This is a genomic window from Streptomyces sp. NPDC026575 (genome assembly GCF_055567415.1).
On record NZ_JBVHQM010000052.1, the window covers coordinates 1 to 19012 of the forward strand.

Annotated in this window: 12 protein-coding genes; 6 read left to right on the forward strand and 6 right to left on the reverse strand. The window is 69.9% G+C overall.

Annotated elements, in window-relative coordinates; all coding sequences use genetic code 11:
• Together ACZ4NB_RS37925 and ACZ4NB_RS37930 are read right to left on the reverse strand one after the other, a co-directional pair.
• Window positions 1-6266: SDR family NAD(P)-dependent oxidoreductase (locus ACZ4NB_RS37925; RefSeq protein WP_467667607.1), on the reverse strand; the 6266-nt coding region annotated here is incomplete at its 3' end.
• 25 nt (window positions 6267-6291) lie between these two features.
• Window positions 6292-7857 carry an AMP-binding protein gene (locus ACZ4NB_RS37930; protein WP_467667608.1) on the reverse strand — a complete coding sequence of 522 codons (1566 nt, stop codon included), beginning with the start codon at window positions 7855-7857 and terminating at the stop codon, window positions 6292-6294.
• A 329-nt stretch (window positions 7858-8186) separates the two neighbouring features.
• Here ACZ4NB_RS37930 and ACZ4NB_RS37935 point away from each other — a divergent pair, with 329 nt between their 5' ends.
• Window positions 8187-9056: an ACP S-malonyltransferase gene (locus ACZ4NB_RS37935; protein ID WP_467667609.1), complete on the forward strand. Its 870-nt coding sequence runs from the start codon at window positions 8187-8189 to the stop codon at window positions 9054-9056.
• A 1-nt stretch (window position 9057) separates the two neighbouring features.
• On the opposite strand, the gene ACZ4NB_RS37940 is transcribed toward ACZ4NB_RS37935, so the two are convergent.
• Window positions 9058-9309: an acyl carrier protein gene (locus ACZ4NB_RS37940; RefSeq protein WP_467667610.1), complete on the reverse strand. Its 252-nt coding sequence runs from the start codon at window positions 9307-9309 to the stop codon at window positions 9058-9060.
• Between the two features lie 113 nt (window positions 9310-9422).
• Between ACZ4NB_RS37940 and ACZ4NB_RS37945 the strand changes: the two genes are divergently transcribed.
• Window positions 9423-10985, forward strand: a complete 1563-nt coding sequence (locus tag ACZ4NB_RS37945; RefSeq protein WP_467667611.1) for an AMP-binding protein — start codon at window positions 9423-9425, stop codon at window positions 10983-10985.
• A 148-nt stretch (window positions 10986-11133) separates the two neighbouring features.
• Window positions 11134-12369 carry a cytochrome P450 gene (locus ACZ4NB_RS37950; RefSeq protein WP_467667612.1) on the forward strand — a complete coding sequence of 412 codons (1236 nt, stop codon included), beginning with the start codon at window positions 11134-11136 and terminating at the stop codon, window positions 12367-12369.
• Between the two features lie 71 nt (window positions 12370-12440).
• Here ACZ4NB_RS37950 and ACZ4NB_RS37955 read toward each other — a convergent pair whose 3' ends face one another.
• From ACZ4NB_RS37955 to ACZ4NB_RS37965, 3 genes are all read right to left on the reverse strand, one after another.
• Complete coding sequence (locus tag ACZ4NB_RS37955) at window positions 12441-13307, reverse strand: mycofactocin-coupled SDR family oxidoreductase (RefSeq protein ID WP_467667613.1); 867 nt, start codon at window positions 13305-13307, stop codon at window positions 12441-12443.
• A gap of 178 nt (window positions 13308-13485) precedes the next feature.
• Entirely contained in the window at window positions 13486-14331 is an 846-nt protein-coding gene (locus tag ACZ4NB_RS37960) for an ABC transporter permease (protein WP_467667614.1), read from the reverse strand.
• Window positions 14328-15305 (reverse strand): ATP-binding cassette domain-containing protein, encoded by a 978-nt coding sequence (locus ACZ4NB_RS37965; protein ID WP_467667615.1) that lies wholly within the window; start codon window positions 15303-15305, stop codon window positions 14328-14330. The genes ACZ4NB_RS37960 and ACZ4NB_RS37965 overlap by 4 nt, the downstream gene beginning before the upstream one ends.
• 223 nt (window positions 15306-15528) lie before the next feature.
• On the opposite strand from ACZ4NB_RS37965, the gene ACZ4NB_RS37970 reads away from it, so the two are divergent.
• The 3 genes from ACZ4NB_RS37970 (at window position 15529) to ACZ4NB_RS37980 (ending at window position 19012) form a co-directional block, all read left to right on the forward strand.
• The gene (locus ACZ4NB_RS37970; protein ID WP_467667616.1) at window positions 15529-16761 is read left to right on the forward strand and encodes a class I SAM-dependent methyltransferase; all 1233 of its coding nucleotides are present in this window, start codon (window positions 15529-15531) and stop codon (window positions 16759-16761) included.
• Window positions 16762-16902: 141 nt separating this feature from the next.
• The gene (locus ACZ4NB_RS37975) at window positions 16903-17646 is read left to right on the forward strand and encodes a TetR/AcrR family transcriptional regulator (RefSeq protein ID WP_467667617.1); all 744 of its coding nucleotides are present in this window, start codon (window positions 16903-16905) and stop codon (window positions 17644-17646) included.
• A 139-nt stretch (window positions 17647-17785) separates the two neighbouring features.
• The gene (locus ACZ4NB_RS37980) at window positions 17786-19012 is read left to right on the forward strand and encodes a macrolide family glycosyltransferase (RefSeq protein ID WP_467667618.1); all 1227 of its coding nucleotides are present in this window, start codon (window positions 17786-17788) and stop codon (window positions 19010-19012) included.

Genomic DNA, 19012 nt, shown 5'->3' on the forward strand with positions numbered 1-19012 from the left:
GACTGCACCGCCCAGTGCAACGCCACCAACGACGACGAACACGCCGTGTCCACCGTCACCGCCGGCCCCTCCAGGCCGAAGGTGTACGCGATGCGGCCCGATGCCATGCTGCCCGCGCTGCCGATGCCAAGGTAGCCCGTCAACTCCTCGGGGGCGGCCGCGAGTCGGGTGGCCCAGTCGTGGTACATCACACCGGCGAAGACACCCGTCCGGCTGCCGCGCAGCGACGTCGGTTCGATACTCGCCCGCTCGACCGCCTCCCACGTGGTCTCCAGGAGCAGCCGGTGCTGCGGGTCCATCGCCAGCGCCTCACGGGGGCTGATCCCGAAGAGGGCAGGGTCGAACTCGGCGGCGTCGTGGAGGAAACCGCCCTCCCGCACATAGCTCTTGCCCGGCTTGCCCGGCTCGGGGTCGTACAGCTTGCCGACCTCCCAGCCGCGGTCGTCGGGGAAGCGGGATATGCCGTCCTCGCCCCGCTCGACCAGCCGCCACAGCTCGTCCGGCGAGGTCACTCCGCCGGGGAAGCGGCAGGCCATGCCCACGATGGCGATGGGGTCGTCGTCCACGGCCGTGGTGGCCGGTACCGGTACGCCCGTGTCGGGAGCGGTGTCCGTCGCGTTGGCCAGCAGGAAATCGGCCAGGGCGCGTGGCGTGGGGTGGTCGAAGACGAGGGTCGACGGCAAGCGCAGCCCGGTTGCCGAGTTCAGGGCGTTGCGGAGTTCGACGGCGGCGAGGGAGTCGAAGCCGGTGTCGCTGAAGGCCCGCAACGGGTCGATGGCCGCTGCGCCTTCGTGTCCGAGCACAGCCGCGACGCGTGTGCATACCAGGTCCATGACGAAGCGGTCGCGGTCGGTGCCGGACAGGCCGGCGAGCTGCCGGGCGAGCGACCGCTCGTCCCCCGGGGTGTCCGCTGCCACGGCGCTCCGGCGGCCGGCGGGGGCCAGGCGGCGCAGTAGCGCGGGCACGCCGTCGGTACGGCCGCGCAGGGCGCCGGGGTCGATCCTCAGGGGCAGTACATGTGCGTGGCCGAGGCCGAGTGCCTGGTCGAACAGCGCCAGGTTGTCGCGCACGGAGAGCGTGGCGAGGCCGGACCGGTCGGCCCGTCGCAACGCGAGCGCGTCCAGGCGTCCGCCCATGCCGTCGACACCGCCCCACAGGCCCCAGGCCAGTGATGTCGCGGGGAGCCCCGCCGACCTGCGGTGTGCGGCCAGTGCGTCGAGGAAGACGTTGGCAGCGGCGTAGTTTCCTTGTCCGGCCGCATCGAGCAGGCCGGCCCCGGAGGAGAAGAGCACAAAGGCCGACAGCTCGGCCCCTCGGGTCAGCTCGTGCAGGTGCCAGGCGGCGTCAACCTTGGGCGCGAAGACAGCGTCCACCTGGCCGGGTGTCATGTGTTCCAGCAGCCCATCGGCGACCGCGCCCGCCGTGTGCACGACGCCGGTCAGTGGGTGGGCGTCCGGTACGGCGGCGAGCAGGGCGCGCAATTGGTCACGGTCGGAGACGTCACAGGCGGCGATGGTGACCTCTGCGCCTCGTTCCACCAGTTCCGTGCGCAGCTGCGCCGCGCCCGGTGCCTCGGGCCCGCGCCTGCTGGCCAGGAGGAGGTGACGGACACCGTGTTCGGTCACCAGGTGCCGTGCGACGTGGCTGCCGAGGCCGCCGGTGCCACCGGTGACGAGGACTGTTCCGGTGGAGTCCCAGGGGGCCGGCGCCGGCGTCTGTGGCACGGGTACACGTTCGAGCCGCGGCGTGAGCACGGTCCCGTCGCGCAGTGCGCATTCAGGCTCGCCGAGGGCCAGGGCCGCGCGCAACGATGCGGCGTCCGCCGGGCCGCCGTCGGGATCGAGGTCGATCAGGAGGAACCGGTCGGGGTGTTCGGCCCGGGCCGCGCGCAGCAGACCCCAGAGCGGGGCGGTGCCGAGCGCTGTCCGCTCGCCGGTGCGCGCCTCGACCGCGCCTGAGGTGACGAACGCCAGCCGGGTCGCGGCGAAGCGTTCGTCCGCCGCGAGCTCCTGCCACTGCTGCACCAGCTCGACCGAGCGCTTGGTCGCCTCCCGTGCGGCCGCCGGCTCCCCGGCGACCGACCCGAAGGGGGCCAGTACCACGTCGGGGGCCGGGGCGCCGGTGGTGACGGCCGTGACGAGCGAAGGGATGTCCGGGTGAGCGGGCAGCTGTGCCGCGTCGGTGTGCAGCCGGTCGGCGAGGCCGCCCGGGCCTGCGGCCAGTATCGCCAGGTGGGCGTCCGCAGGCTGCGGTTCGCCGTCCGCCGGTGCCCAGGTGACCTGGTACAGCGAGTCGTGGCGTATGCGGCGTGCGGTGCGCAGCGCGTCCGCAGCCACCGGGCGCACGGCGATCGACCGCACGGTGGCGACCGGGGCGCCGGTCCGGTCGGCGATGGCCGCCGCGACCGAGTCGGGGCCGAGCCGGGTGAGACTGACGCGCAGCGCGGACGCACCCGAGGCGTGCAGGGTGACACCGTTCCAAGCGAACGGCAGCTTGGTCCCGGAGCTCTCGCCGGGTGCCTCTCCGGCCAGGAAGGCCATGGTCTGGAGAGCGCCGTCGAGCAGTGCCGGGTGGAGGCCGAAGCGCCCGGCGTCGGTGCCGAGCGGTTCGGCGAGGGCGACCTCGGCGAAGACGTCACCGCCGCTGCGCCAGGCCGCCCGTACGTTCTGGAAGTGCGGACCGAACTCGTAGCCCTCAGCGGCCTGGTCGGCGTACAGGTCGGAGACATCGATCGGCTGGGCACCCGGCGGGGGCCATGCCTGGGTGAGGCTGGCCCACTGCGCGGCGGTGGCCGGGTCCTGATCGGCCTCCGTGGCCCGGTCCGTGGGCGCCAGTACTCCGGAGGCGTGGCACACCCAGGGCTCGTCGTCCCCGGCGAGCGCGTAGAGGTCGACGGAGCGGCGCCCGGAGCCGTCGGCGGCGCCGACGGCCACCTGGACGGTGACGCGCCCGTCCGCGGGCACGGCCAGTGGTTCCCGGAGGGTCAGTTCGTCGAGCACGCCGCAGCCGACCTCGTCCCCGGCGCGGACGGCCAGTTCGACGAAGGCGGTGCCCGGCAGCAGCACCACGCCCGAAATGACGTGGTCGGCGAGCCATGCGTGGGAGGACACCGACAGGCGGCTGGTCAGCAGCACGCCGTCGCTGCCGGCCAGGCGTACGACGGCTCCGACCAGCGGGTGGTCGGGCCGGACCAGTCCGGCCGAGGCCACGTCCAGGGCGTCGGGCGACCGCAGGTCGACCCAGTAGCGCCGGCGCTGGAAGGCGTAGGTGGGCAGGTCGGTCCGGCGCGCGCCGTGCCCGGCGAAGAACGCCTCCCAGTCCACGTCCGTTCCGTGTACGTGCACGGCGGCCACCGCGGTCACCAGTTCGCGTTCCTCGGGGCGCCCGGCACGTAGCGCGGGCGCGAGAACGACGTCGGTTGCGGTGCTGTCGGGTGCCGTGAGGCAGTCCCGGCCCAGGCCGGACAGTACGGCGTCCGGGCCGAGCTCCAGGTAGGTGGTCACGCCTTCGGATTCCAGCCACCGCATGGTGTCGCGGAAGCGTACGGGCTCACGCACGTGCCGCACCCAGTACTCCGCGTCGGGCGTCGCGGGACGGCCGGTGAGGCTGGAGACGAACGGGATACGCGGCGTGTGGTACGTCATGGCCTGGGCGATCTGCCGGAACTCGGCGAGCATCGGCTCCATGAGCGGCGAGTGGAAGGCGTGTGACGTGCGTAGCCGCTTGGAGCGGCGCGTGCCGAAGTGCTCGACGATCGCCGTGACGGCGTCCTCGTCACCCGAGACGACCACCGAGGACGGTCCGTTGACAGCGGCGATGGCTGCCCGGTCGGTGAGGAGGGGGGCCACCTCCTCCTCCGTGGCCTCCAGTGCGACCATCGCCCCGGCCGCCGGCAGTTCCTGCATCAGCCGGCCGCGCGCCCCCACGAGCAGGGCCGCGTCCTCGATGGAGAGCACGCCGGCCGCGTGGGCGGCGGCGAGTTCGCCGATCGAGTGACCCGCCACGTGGCCAGGGGTGATGCCCCAGGACTCCAGCAGCCGGAAGAGCCCCACCTCGACGGCGAAGATGGCCGGCTGGGCGTATGCGGTCAGGTCCAGCTGTGCGGCCTCGGCCGTGCCCTCGTCGGCGAAGAGGACGTCCAGCAGGGGGCGGTCCAGCTGGAGGTCCAGATGTGCCGCGGCCTCGTCGACCGCTTCGGCGAAGACGGGGAAGGCCCGGTACAGTTCGCGGCCCATTCCCGGTCGCTGACTGCCCTGCCCGGTGAAAAGGTGGGCGAGCCCACCCGCGGAGACCGTGGACCGCAGGACGGCGGGGGTGTCGCCTCCCTCAGCCGTCGTCCACAGTGCCCGGACGACCTCGGCACGGTCCTGGGCCACCACCGCGGCGCGGTGGGACATCGCGGCGCGGGTGGTGGCGGTCGAGTAGGCCACGTCGGCCGCCGGTGTGTTCCGGTCCGTGTCGAGCAGCGCGGCCAGCCGGCCGGCCTGGGCGCGGAGCGCGGCCTCGCTCCGCGCGGAGACCAGCAGGGGCGCGATGCGGTCGGTGGCGGGCTCGGCCGGTGGTTCGATGCCGTCGGGGCCTTCGGCGAGCGTGGCTGGTTCCTCGATGATGACGTGTACGTTCGTCCCGCTGACGCCGAAGGACGAGACGCCCGCCCGGCGGGGCCTGTCGTCACGTGTGGGCCAGGGCACCGGCTCGGTCAGCAGCCGAACGGTGCCGGCGGACCAGTCGATGTGCGGTGACAACTCGTCGACGTGCAGCGTTCTGGGCAGCAGGCCATGGTGGAGGGCTTCGATCATCTTGATGACGCCCGCTGCGCCGGCGGCCGCTCCGGTGTGCCCGATGTTGGACTTGGCGGAGCCGAGCCACAGTGGCTGGTCCGGCGTGTGGGCCCGTCCATAGGTGGCGATCACGGCCTCGGCCTCGATGGGGTCACCGAGCTTCGTGCCGGTGCCGTGGGCCTCGACGGCGTCCACGTCCCCGGCCGCCAGGCCGGCGTCGGCGAGCGCCTGCTGGATCACCCGCCGCTGCGCCAGGCCGTTGGGTACGGTGAGGCCGTTGCTCGCACCGTCCTGGTTGACCGCGCTCCCGCGCACGACGGCCAAAATCCGGTGGCCGTTGCGTCGGGCGTCGGAGAGCCGCTCCAGCACGAGCACACCCGCGCCCTCGGCGAAGTTGGTGCCGTCGGCCCCGGCGGCGAAGGCCTTGCACCGGCCGTCGGCCGCCAGCCCCCGCTGACGGCTGAAGGTGGTGAAGGTACCGGGGCTGCTGATCACGGTGACACCGCCGGCGAGCGCGAGGCCGCACTCCCCGCGGCGGAGCGACTGGACCGCCAGGTGGAGGGCGGCCAGGGACCCCGAGCAGGCGGTGTCGATGGTGAGCGCCGGGCCTTCGAAGCCCAGGGTGTGCGCGACACGGCCGGAGACGACGCTCGGCGCTGTGCCGGTCATGAGGTAGCCGTCGAGCCCGTCCGGGGCTTCGTGCACCCGGGGGCCGTACTCGTGCGGCTCCACTCCGACGAACACTCCGGACCGACTGCCGCGCAGCGGCACCGGGTCGATCCCGGCGCGTTCCAGCGCCTCCCAGCAGGTCTCCAGCAGCAGGCGCTGCTGGGGGTCCATCGCCGTGGCCTCCTTGGGGCTGATGCCGAAGAAGTCCGCGTCGAACTCGGCGGCGTCGGGCAGGAAACCGGCCTGCCGGACGTAGCTCGTGCCGGGGGTGCTCGGGTCCGGGTCGTAGAGCTTGTCCAGGTCCCAGCCCCGGTCCGTGGGGAAGTCGGTGAGGACGTGGGTGCCCTCGGCCAGCAGCTGCCAGAGGTCCCCGGGGGAGCGCACGTCCCCGGGGTAGCGGCAGCCGACGCCGACCACGACCACCGGTTCGTCGTCCGCCGCTGCGGCCGGTGGCGCGATCGGTTCGTCGGACAGGCCGAGGACCTCGCGCCGCAGGTGCTCGGCGAGCGCCGCGGGGGTGGGGTGGTCGAACCCGATGGTCACCGGCAGTTCGAGGCCCGTGCGCGCGCTCAGCCGCCGGTGGAGCTCCACGAGGCCGAGCGAGTCGAGGCCCCATTCCATGAAGGTGCGTTCCGTGTCTGCGGAGTCGGCGGCCGATGCGGCCGCCTCCGGGCGTACCTTGCGCAGGGCCGCCAGGGTCTCCTGGTGCACCAGGCGCTGCATGGCGGTGCGCTGCTCAGACGCCGGCAAAGCGTGCACATCCCGGACGACGAACTCCTCACCCGACTCACTCGCGGTGTTCCGGAACTCACTCATCTGCGTACTCCACGGGTGTCGGGGCTCAACTGCGGCCGGATACGCGGGCCGCCAGTGCGGCGCGGTCCGCTTTGCCGTTGACGGTCAGAGGGATGCCGTCGACGGCGAGGATGTCCTTGGGGATCATGTAGGTGGGCAGTGTGTCCATGCAGAACGCCCGGACCTTGGTCTTGTCGAAGGCCGCCGCGCTCTCGTCCATGACGACGAACGCGGTGAGCGCGGGGTCCTGCCCGGGCCTCGGCAGCAGCAGGGCGACCGCCGCGCTGGTACCGGGGTACTCCAGCAGCCGGCGCTCCACTTCCTTCAGTTCGACGCGGTTGCCGCGTACCTGCACCTGGGAGTCGACGCGGCCGCGGAAGTACAGTTCGCCGTCGTCCCCCCGGTAGGCCAGGTCGCCGCTGCGCAGGACCAGGCGCCCGGAGCGGGTGTCGAGGGGGTCGGGTACGAGCGCCTGGGCGGTGGCCTCCGGGTCGCCCCAGTAGCCGGTGAACAGGGAGGGGGCGCGGAGGTGGATCTGGCCCACGGTGCCGGGCTCCTCGACCGGTCGTCCGTGCTCGTCGATCAGGGTGATGTCGAATCCGGGCAGCGGGAAGCCGATGGAGAGCCGTTCCAGTCCGTCGGGGAGCGGATGGGGCACCCGGGTGAAGGAGCAGGCCATGGACTCGGTGGCACCGTAGCCGTTGGTGATGCGCACCTGGGGCAGCAGCCGCTGGAGGTGGCGCAGTTCGGGGAGCGGGAAGTCCTCTCCCGTGAAGAGGATGCCGCGCAGCCCTTGAAGGCCGGCGAGCCGCTGGGGTTCATGGCGCAGTACCGGCCGCCAGATCGACGGGACGCCGTCGACCTGGGTGACGGCGGCCGCTTCTAGGAAGCCGAGGAACCGGCGCGGCCAGTGCAGTTCGGAGCGCGGTACCGGTACCAGCGTGGCCCCGCTGCCCAGGGCGAAGCCGATGTCGAAGAGGGCGAAGTCGAACTGGAGCGGTGAGGTGGTGGCCACCCGGTCCCCGCTCGTGAGGAGCCCTTCGGCGAGGAGGGCGGCGAGCAGTGCGATGACGGCACGGTGGCTCATAACCACGCCCTTGGGGCGGCCGGTGGTCCCCGAGGTGAAGATGATGTACGCAGTGTCGGTGCTCACCACTTCCCTGCGGTGCCGCAGCCGCGGGGCGGGGGCCCGTTCGGTACGGAATCCGTCGGGGCCGAAGCGTGCGGTGCCGACCGGTTCGGGGATGCCTTCGCGCGTTCCGTGGGCGGCCTGGACGAACAGCGCCGGTTCGGCTGCGTCGATGATCGTCAGCAGCCGCTTGGCGGGCGCTTCGGGGCTGACGGGCACGAAGGGCAGCCCCAGCGAGGAGCAGGCCAGCAGAACGGCGATGGCGTCGGCGGAGACATCCGACTCCAGCACCACCCGGTCACCCACGTCCAGGCCGAGGCCGGCGAGCCGCTCCGTGTATGCATCGGTCAGTGCGGCGAGTTGCCGGTAACTGGTGGTGATGAATTCCCCTGCTGCGCCCTTTTCCACGACGGCCGGATTATCGGGAGTGGTGGTCGCCGCCCGCAGCAGGAAATTACGAAGGTTATCTTCCGAGTCGCGCACACGGGCCGGGCTTTTCCCTGTAAAATCCACGCGAATTCCTTCCCCAAGGGTTGCGCCGTGGCCGACAGTTGCTGATGGTGAGGTGGCATAACTTCCTAACACGGCCCGATGTGCTTGGCAACCGTCGCCCGGTGCCGTGACGTCGAGGTTAGGGGGCCTTAGGGGTTCTGATCGATACACATCAGCAAGAGACTTGCCTACGCGCTCTGTAGCAACACGATGTCGATCCCGGAGTGATGGGAAAAGGCTACATGGAAACCGACCGCACAGGTACCGCCATGGTATTCCCTGGAATTACACCGCACCCATTCCAGGAAGTGGCTAAATTCATGCTCATCAATCCGGTTGCACGGCGGATGGTGTCGGCGGCCGACGATGTGCTCGGGTACTCGCTGATGGAGCGTTACCGCACGGCCGATCGCGAGTTCTCGGAGTACGAGCGGGTGGCCTTCCTGCTCATCTGCCTGGCGCTGGCGGACTGGGGCGAGGAGACGCTCGGCATCGAACCGGAGGCCGTCGTCGGGCCGAGCTTCGGCGGCACGCCGGCGGCGATCCACTCGGGCGCCCTGGGTTTCGCCGACGGTGTGCGGCTGACCGCCCGGTGGGGCCACCACCTGGACGCGTACTTCGCGCAGATGCACGGCGACATCGTCACCCAGTCCCTGGCGCGCACCCCTGGCGAGCAGATCCGGGAGATCCGCGCGGAACTCGACGAGATGGGTGAGTGGCACGAACTCGCCTGCCATGTGGACGAGGAGTTCCACATGCTGTCCGTACGCGAGCACAAGCTCGACTGGCTGACCCAGCGCGTCCGATCGGTTGGCGGTCTGCCCCTCTACACCATGCGGCCGCCCATGCACGCGAGCATCTTCCGGCCGGTGCGGGACGACATCGAGGAGAACCTCTTCGGCGAGCTGACGTTCACCGACCCGCGGATTCCCGTCGTGTCGGACCATGACGGCGCGCTGCTGAGGACGGGCGAGGAAGTGCGGACGATGCTGCTCGACGGAATCGTGCGGACGGTCAGGTGGCCGACGGCACTCGCCACCCTGCACGGCATGGGCGTCGGGAAGCTCTGTGTGTCGGGGCCGGACGGCCTGTGGGGGCGGGTGCGGTGCGCTTACAAGAACTTCGAGGTGGTTTCCCTCGATCCCCAGAAGGCCATGCGACCGAGCCGTCGGCTCACCACGGCACAGTAATTCAGACCGCGGACGAAACCATCTTGGAAAGCGTCTCCCACAGCGTGCGCGGACTTGCGAAGTTGGACATGTTCATCGCATCGTCGACGAATCTCGCACCGAATGCGTCCTCCAGCCGGGCGAGCACCTCCACCATGGCCATCGAATCGAGGCCGAAATCCCGGAGGACGAGGTCATCGGTGAGCGGTTCACTGTCCGGCAGGAACGGCAGATGACTGCGGAGTATCTCTTCGAACTGTTCGTTCCACATCATGACTCCCAAGATTCCCCGAAGAATCGCTGTACGCGGTCTTCCTCCGCCGAAACCGTAAGCAGCCGCGCCGGCCCGGCACCACCCTTACCGACCCCTCTTTCCCTGGAGACACCATGCTCACCACTCCCCGGAACGCGCCGCACGCGCGCTTCCTGCGCGGCCTCGCCACCTCCCCGAAGGGCACGGCTCTGCGGGTGGACCAGGACGCGGTGACGTACGAGGAGCTGCACGAAACGGCGCTGCTGTGGGCCGGCGCCCTGCTGGCCGGCTCGGCCGAACCGCCGGGCGCGGTCGCTGTGCTGGCCGGCAAGGGGATCGAGAGCTACGCCGGCATCCTGGCCGCGCTCTACTGCGGTGCGGCCGCCGTCCCCCTGCACCCGGACTTCCCGGCCGCCCGCACGCGCTACATGCTCCAGGCGTCCGGCGCCTCGGCGGTCCTCGCCGACGGCCCCGGTCTGGCCGCGCTGACCGCGACCGAACTGGACCTGCCCACTCTGGCCCCGCACCGCTCCGGCGGCACGGACGGCCGCTTCCGGGCGGTGCCCACCGACAGCGGGCGCGCTCTCGAAGCGCCGCGGCAGGTCACCTCCGAGGACCGGGCCTACCTGCTCTTCACCTCGGGCTCCACCGGCCGCCCGAAGGGGGTACCCCTCACGCACGGCAACCTCGACCACTACTTCGGCCTCATGGACCGCCGTTACGACTTCACCGCCGACGACGTGTTCTCCCAGGCGACGGAAGTCAACTTCGACTGCGCGATGTTCGACCTCTTCTGCGCGTGGGGCGCCGGGGCGAGCGTCCATGCGGTGCCCGCCCAGGCTTATGTGGACCTTCCCGCCTTCGTCAACGAGCGGAAGATGACCGTCTGGTTCTCCACCCCCAGCGCCATCGCCATGGTACGCAGGCTGGGCGGGCTCGGACCGGACGCGATGCCGACCCTGCGCTGGGCCTTCTTCGCCGGCGAGGCACTGCTGCGCGAGGACACCGCGGACTGGCAAACGGCGGCGCCCTCGTGCACGGTGGAGAACCTGTACGGACCGACCGAACTCACCATCACGATCACCGGGCACCGCTGGCGACCGGACACCTCACCCGGTCTCAGCGTCAACGGCATCGTGCCGATCGGTTCCGTACACGAAGGGCACCAGCAGCTGCTGCTCACCGAGGGCGGTGCGGCCTCCGACACGGTGGGTGAGCTGTGTGTCTCCGGACCCCAGATGTCGGCCGGCTACCTGGACCCCGACGATGACGACGGCAGGTTCTTCGAGCGCGACGGGCGCCGCTGGTACCGCACGGGGGACCGTGTCCGGCGCCTGGACAACGGAGAGCTGGCCTACCTCGGAAGGCTCGACGCCCAGGTCCAGGTCCAGGGCTGGCGCGTGGAACTGGCCGAGGTCGACGACGCGGTGCGGGCGTGTGACGACGTGAGCGACGCGGTGACCGTGACCCGGCCGTCGCCGGGCGGCGCGGAGCTCGTCGTCTATTACACGGGGGTTCCCGCCTCCCCCGCCACCCTGACCCGGCAGGTGCGACAGCTGTTGCCCAGCGGCCTAGTGCCGAAGGTCTACCACCACCTCGACGCATTTCCCTTAAATGCGAACCGGAAAGTGGACCGCAGGAAGCTGGCCGAGCAAGCGGCAGGCGACATCAACAACGGTACGGCTACGGGGCGATAGGGGTACGGAACGGCGTGGCCGCACCCTAGCCTTTCCGCTCGGGAGCCCCTGTCGCCCACCCCCTGATACGCGGTACGCGTTCCGGCGGTGAAGAGCCCGGACACAAGCGTGTCTCCCACCGAATGTCCCGCTCAGATCGGAGTCTGCGATGACATCTGACACCGCGATCCAGGAGGCGGAGGCGGCCATCATGCGGCTGGCCACCCCGCCCATGATCGAGGACCCTTATCCGCTGTACGACGCGATTCGCCGGGTCGGCCGGGTGTACCGGAGCGACGTTCTCGGCGCCTATGCAGTGACCGGCTACAAAGAGGTAAATGCGGCCGCGCGCATGCCGAGCATGAAGAACGGTGTCCGTGCTGCGACCACCCAGCGCGCCGACTGGCAGGAGCACGAGTCACTGCGGCTCTTCCTGCGGGCCCTGGTCAATCTGGACGTCCCGGAGCACCCGGCCATGCGGGAGGTGGCCGCCTCGGTCTTCACCCCGAACGCCATCAAACAGATGCGTGGCTCCATCGAGGTGCTCGCCCAGCGGTTCGTCGACGACCTCGCCGAGCAGGCCAAGGGCGGTGGGCCGGTGGACCTGGTGCCCGCCCTCGCCAGTCCCTTCCCGGTCGCCGTGATCAGCGAAATGCTCGGTGTGCCCGGCGACCAGGGAATGCTGTTCTACGAACTCGCCAATGACTGGACGCGGGTCTGGGGCGGCGGCAATTACAGTGACGAGGAACTGGCCCAGGCGGACAAGTCCGTCACGGAACTCCGGGGGTATTTCTCGGAGTTGTTCGCCGACCGTCGGGCGCAGCGCCGCGACGACCTCATCTCGGCACTCATCGACCAGCACGAGACGGGCCTGCTGGACGACGAGGACCTCATGGCGCTCGCCACGTTCCTCTTCATTTCCGGTTTCGAGACCACGACGAACCTCATCAGCACCAGTGTCCACACCCTGCTGGAGAACCCGGACCAGCTGGAGCTGTGGCGCCGGAACCCGGACATCACCGCGAGCGCGGTCGAAGAGCTCCTGCGGCACGGCACTCCCATCTCCGGAACCGTCCGGCTCACGGGCGAGACCGTCCAGCTGGGGGGCGAGGAGATTCCGCCGGGCAGGATGCTGTTCCTGATGACGGCCGGCGCCAACCGTGACCCCGCCCAGTTCACCGACCCCGACGCGCTCGACCTCACCCGCAACGAGGGCGGGCACGTCAGCTTCGGCGGCGGTGCGCACTACTGCTTGGGGGCCAACCTGGCCCGCATGGAAGCGCAGGTCATCCTGCCGCTGCTGATCAACCGGTTCTCCCGTATCGAGGTGACCGGGACACCGGAGTGGCGGACCGCAATCGGACTGCACGGGTTCGAGCACCTGCCGCTGCTGCTCAGCGAGTGACCAGGGCCCCGTGCACGTGAAGGAGCCGGAACGGCTGGCCGTTCCGGCTCCTTCACGTGCACGGGGCACGGTCATCCCATGGGGTTGAAGCCGGCCTCCAGCTTGCCGATGAGGCCCGCGTCTATCTTGAGCTGCGCGCCGGTGATGTAGCGGGACTCGTCGGAGGCGAGGAAGACGATCGTGTGGGAGACGTCCGCCGCGTCCAGGTACGCGATCGGCATGCCGTGCATGTTGCGGAAGATCAGCTCGACGTCCTCGGCCGTCGGGACCTCCAGGTCCGGGCGGAACGTCCGGTAGGCCGCGGGGTTCTTGAGCAGGTCCGTGGGGGCGTTGGTGGGGTGCACCACGTTCACGCGGGTGCCCGAGGGGGCGAGGCGGACCGCGAGCCGCTCCCCGTACTCGGCGAGCACATGCTTGGAGAAGGCATAGCCAGCGGCTCCGTGGCCCACGCCGTTCGCGCCGTCGTACCGCGGCATGAGGCCGGCCACCGAACCGGTGATGATGACGGAGGAGCCCTCCCCCAGGTGCGGGAGTGCGGCGTGCACCGTGTTGATCGCACCGATGAGGTTGATGTCGAGGGTCTCGGTGAAGGCGTCGACCGGGAGCTCCGGGCCTACCGGGCTGATGCCGGCGTTGGGTATCACCACATCGAGTCGGCCCAGCTCGGCGACGGCCTCACCGAACGCGTTGTCTAGCGCGGCGCGGTCGCGCACGTCGACCTGCTTGGTGACGGCACGCCGGCCGGCCTTCTCGACCAGCCGGGCGGTCTCGCTCAGGTCGGAGGGGGTCGCTCCCGCGTACTGGGCGGTCGACGCGTCCTCGCACACGTCGAGGGCGATGATGTCCGCCCCTTCCTCGGCCAGCCGCACGGCATGGCTGCGCCCCAGTCCGCGGGCGGCACCGGTGATCGCAACGACTTTGTCCAGCACACGGTTCACAGGGGGTCCTCCATCATCCACCCGAAACTCCTCGGGCACCGTCCGATGTCGGGTCCTTTTCTATCCCCGGCGAAACCGCGGAGATACGTCAACCGACCCCTATTCGCGGCCGGTTGACGTATTTAGGGGCCGGGTCGGGGGAAGGAAACCCCGGCGACGGGATGGGCCGTCCGTGCGGTCAGACCGTGGTCCGTCGCAGCAGACGACCGGAGACCGGTACCAGCACCACCAGCAGGGCCAGCGGCCAGACGACCGCCATCAGCGTGGCGTGCTGCGCGATCCACGAGTCGCCGCCCACGCTGGGGTTGCCGAAGAGCTCCCGCGAGGCGTTCACGACCGACGAGAGCGGGTTCCACTCGGCAATCGTGCCGAGCCAACCCGACATCATGGTCGGCGAGACGAAGATGCTGGAGATGAACGTCAGCGGCAGTGCGAGGGGATACACGATCGCGGTGACGTGCTTGCCGGGAACCGACAGTCCCATCACCATCCCGACCCAGATCAGCGCCAGCCTGAGGAGGAGCAGCACACCGAAGGCCAGCACGGTCTCACCGGCGCTGTGATGCCAGGTCCACCCGGTCAGCAGGCCGATCACCGCGATGACGGCGGTCTCCACGACCGCCCGGGCCATCTCGGAGCAGGCCCGGCTGGCGAGCAGGGCGGACGGGGTCATCGGCATCGAGCGGAACCGTCCGAACACCGCCTCTTCGGTGTCCCTGGCGATGCCCTGCGCGGCACTGGCGGTCCCGTACGTCATGACCATCACGAAGATGCCTGCGATGAGGAACTCGCGGTAGTTGCCGTTGCCCGGCACGCGCATCGCCCCGTCGAAGGCGTACCCGAACAGCAGCAGCAGCATGATGGGCACCATCAGGGCGATCATCAGCTCTGCGGGCTCGCGCATCGCGTGGGTGAGGTTGCGCCGGGTGAGGACCGCGGTGTCGGACAGCGCCTTGCGCCACCGGCTGCGGCGTACGTAAACGGAGCTGTCCGGGGCGAGGGCCTGCGGGATGGTGGCAGTCATGAGGAGAAGACCTCCGTCTCCTGTTGCGCGGGACGGCGTGCCGTCAGGCTGAGGAACACCTCGTCCAGCGTGGGGCGCCGGATGCCGATGTCCTCCACGCGGACGCCCGCACGCTCCAGCGCGTGCAGTACGTCGGTCAGCACGGCGATGCGGTCCGTGACGGGGGCGCTGATCCGCCGCTCGTGCTGGGCGACCTGCGGGTCGGAGGCGGTCACCCGGCCCACGATCTCGGTAGCGGTGGCCAGTTCGCCCGCGTCGCGCACCACGACGGTGATCTGGTCACCGCCGGTCTGTGCCTTGAGGGCGTCGGCCGTGCCCTCGGCGATGACCCGGCCCGCATCCAGCACGGCGATCCTCGCCGCGAGCTGGTCGGCCTCTTCCAGGTACTGGGTGGTCAGCAGTACGGTCGTGCCCGCGCTGACCAATTCGCGCACCGCGTTCCACACCTGGTTGCGGCTCTGCGGGTCAAGGCCCGTGGTGGGTTCGTCCAGCACCAGGACCTCGGGGGCGTGCAGCATGCTCAGTGCGAGGTCGATGCGGCGTCGCATGCCGCCCGAGTACTGGCGGACGGGCCGGTCGGCGGCATCGACCAGATCGAACCGCTCCAGCAGTTCGCCGGCGAACGCGGTAGCGTGACGGCTGTGGAAGCCCACCAGCTTGCCGAACATGACCAGGTTCTCCCGGCCGGTGAGCAGCTCGTCCACGGCCGCGTACTGGCCGGTCAGACCGATGCGGCTGCGGACCTGCTCCGGCTTCCTTGCGACGTCGAAGCCGGCCACCTGGGCCGTCCCCTCGTCGTAACGGGCCAACGTGGTCAGGCATTTGACCGCCGTGGTCTTCCCCGACCCGTTCGGGCCGAGGAGGCCGTAGACGACGCCCTTGGGGACCGCCAGGTCGAGACCGTTCAGGGCCCGCACCTTGCCGTAACTCTTACTCACTCCACTGGCGTGGATTGCCAGGTCGGTCGCGTTCACATCGCTCTCCCTCCGCACCACCGCTGCCGGTCAGCGCCACGGCAAGTTTATAGCATACGCATACGCTTCACGCGTACGGCTTACGCGTATGCCGATCATTCTCTGGGGGCGGTAGGGGGTGCCAGGGCACGCAGGGACCGACAACACTGCGGGCAGAAGTGGCCCGCCGAGCCCGCACGGGGACGGCGGGCAGCGCTCAGCCGCGGACCGAGCTGGAGAATCCATGACCATCACGGAGTGCCGCGCCTGCGGCAATCGCACGCTGCTCCAGGTGCTGAACCTGGGCGAGCAGGCCCTCACCGGAATCTTTCCCCGTAGCCGCGAGGAGGTCGTACCGGCGGTCCCGCTCGAACTGGTCAGATGCTCACCGGACGGATGCGGACTGGTCCAGCTCCGGCACACCGCCGACCTCTCGCTCATGTACGGCGACCGCTACGGGTACCGCTCCGGCATCCGCCCGTACATGATCAATCACCTGCACGGCAAGGTCGCCCAGCTCACCGGGATGGTGGACCTCGGCCCCGGCGACCTGGTGGTCGACATCGGCAGCAACGACTCCACTCTGCTGCGCGGTTACCCGGCCGACGGCCCGACCCTGGTCGGCGTGGACCCGACCGGGGAGAAGTGGCGCCCGCACTACCCCGAACACATCGACCTCATCCCGGACTTCTTCTCCCGCGAGGCCTTCGCCGAGCGGTACGGAACCCGCCGGGCCAAGATCGTCACATCCATCGCGATGTTCTACGACCTCCCGAATCCGCTGGGGTTCATGCGGGACGTGCGGAGCATCCTGGACGACGACGGTGTCTGGATGCTGGAGATGAGCTACCTCCCGGCGATGCTGGAGGCGACCGCCTATGACGTCGTCTGCCACGAACACCTGGAGTACTACGCACTCCGCCAGATCGAGTGGATGGCCGAGCGCGCCGACCTGAAGATCATCAAGGCGGAGATCACCGAGGTCTACGGCGGCAGCCTCTGCGTCACCCTCGCCAGGCAGGGCTCCGTCCGCCCGGTCGACGAGGCCGCGCTGACCCGCCTGCGCGCCGCGGAGACCGCACTCGGACTCGACACCATGGCACCCTTCGAGTCCTTCGCCAGGCGTGCGGAGGAGCACCGCGGCGCACTGCGCGACTTCCTCTACGTCTCCCGTAAGGAAGGCCGGCTGACCCTGGGCTATGGCGCCTCGACCAAGGGCAATGTGATCCTCCAGTACTGCGGCATCGGCGAGGACGACCTGCCCTGCATCGGAGAGGTCAGCCCGGAGAAGTCGGGCTGCTTCACCCCCGGCACCGGCATCCCCATCGTCTCCGAGAGCGAGGCGAAGGCCCGCCGGCCCGATCAGCTGCTGGTACTGCCGTGGATCTACCGGGACGGTTTCGTCGAGCGGGAGGCCGAGTTCCTGGCTGCCGGCGGGAAGATGGTGTTCCCCCTCCCCTCGCTCACCGTCGTCTGAGCCGCCGCCCGGCACCCCCGACCCGCCCCTCGCTCAGCCGGGTCGGGGCGTCGCCACCCGGGCGGACGAAAGCGTATGACGTACACTGAGCGCATTCGGGTGCGTGTCGCCGCAGGCCGGTCAACCGGAGAAGTGGAAGAGATGAGCGAGACATCTGGCACCGGGCTGGCGAAAATCATCGAAGCCGCCTGGGGTGTTCGTGACCAGCGCGTCAAGCGACGGCAGCGCGAGCTGAACCTGGAGCTGATCGTGAACGCCGCCGTGAAGGTCGCGGCGACCGACGACCTCTCGGCCGTCTCGATGAACAAGGTGGCCGGAGAGCTCGGCGTCTCCCCCATGTCCTTGTACCGCTACGTGGAGGCCAAGGAGGAGCTGCTCATCCTCATGGCCGACGCCGTCTACAAGACGCCCCCGGCCCCGATCGACCCCGACTCCGGCTGGCGTGAGGGCATCTCCCGCTGGGCCTGGGACCTGCACGAGCTGCTCCGCGAGCATCCGTGGGTGCTGCGCATCCCCATCACCGGCCCGCCAGCGACGCCGAACCAGGTGCTCTGGCTGGAGCGCGGGCTGACGAGCCTGGCCGCCACCGGGCTGTCGGAGGCCGAGAAACTGTCGGTGATGATGCTGATCAACGGGTTCGTGCGCAGCGAAGCCCTCCTCTTCTCGGAATTCACGGCCGCGTTCGTCGGGTCCGGCTCCACCTCTCAAGAGGCGATGTCGTTCTACGGCGACCTGCTGGGAAAGCTGGCCAGTCCCGAGCAGTTCCCCGCTGTGCACTCCGCCCTTTCGGCCGGCGGTTACGACGAGGAGAGCGGCCCCGACGACGAGTTCGTCTTCGGGCTCGAACGCATTCTGGACGGCATCGAGCACATGATCGCGGATTGACGCACCGGCTGCGAGCACACCACTGGTGACCGGGGAATAGTGGGGGCCTTAAGGGTACTTCCGCGTTCCTGCCGCCCCTAGGCTCAGTTCGACGGTGGGTCCTCTCGGCCCACCGACCATGCGTCGAACAGGAGCAGTAGTGTCGGCCCACATTCTCTTCACCAGCTTGCCGGACCGCGGTCACCTCTTCCCCCACCTCGCCATCAGTGCGGAACTGGTCAAGCGCGGACACCGGGTCACTTTCGTGACAGCACAGAGCATGGAGGGCCTCGTCACGGCCTCCGGTGCGACCTTGTTGCCCTACGCCTCGGAATACGAGGCGATCATCGACAAGTTCGCCACCGCCAACGACAACCACGGTGCCGCGATGATGAATCTCGGCGTCGACGAGAGCGCCGCCATGGTCCGCGCGGTGGAGGAGGCGCTGTCCGACGACCGCCCTGACCTCGTCGCCTATGACTACGCCACGGGGCAGTCCGGGCGGGTCCTGCAGCGCAAATGGGGGCTGCCGGGCATACAGCTGTACCCGGTGTTCGCGCAGAACGACACCTTCTCCTACGCCCAGGCCTTCCAGGAGGACGGCTACGACGAAGAGTCCGACGCGGGGATGGACAACTGGATCAGCCACCCGGACATGGCGGAGTGGTTGCGCAAGAACGAGGAACTGATCGCGGAGCACGCTCTGGACGTCCCGTTCACCGACTTCATGACGATCGTGCAGGATTTCAGCCTGGTCTACGTGCCTCGTGAACTCCAGCCCCGCCAGGAGACGTTCGACGAGCGCTTCGCCTTCGTCGGCCCGTGCCTGGGCGACCGCAGCCACCTGCAGTCGTGGCAACCGCCGACCGGGGACCAGCCCATCGTGCTGGTCTCCCTCGGGACGCTCTTCAGCGACCACGCCGACTTCTTCAAGACCTGCATCGAGGCGTTCGCGAACTCCGGGATCCACCTGGTACTCACGCTCGCCAACGGCGTCGACCCCGCCGACCTCGGGCCGCTGCCGGCCAACGTCGAGGCGCACCCGTGGGTCTCCCACCTCGACGTGCTCCAGCACGCCAGCGGCTTCGTCACCCTGGGCGGGATGAGCAGCGTGGGCGACGCGCTGAGCCTGGGCTGCCCCATGGTGATCGTGCCGCTGTCCGCCTTGGAGCGGGTCACCTCCCACCAGATCGCGCACCTCGGACTCGGGGTGTCGGTCGAACCTGAGGATCTGAATGTGGACAGCGTCCGCGCTTCCGTACAGCGGCTGATCGACGACGAGTCGTTCCGTCGTAACGCCGAAACGATGCGCGAGCGGGTGCGGGCGGCGGGCGGCGCCGGGCGCGCGGCCGACGAGATCGAGTCGTACCTCTCCCGAAGCGTCTGA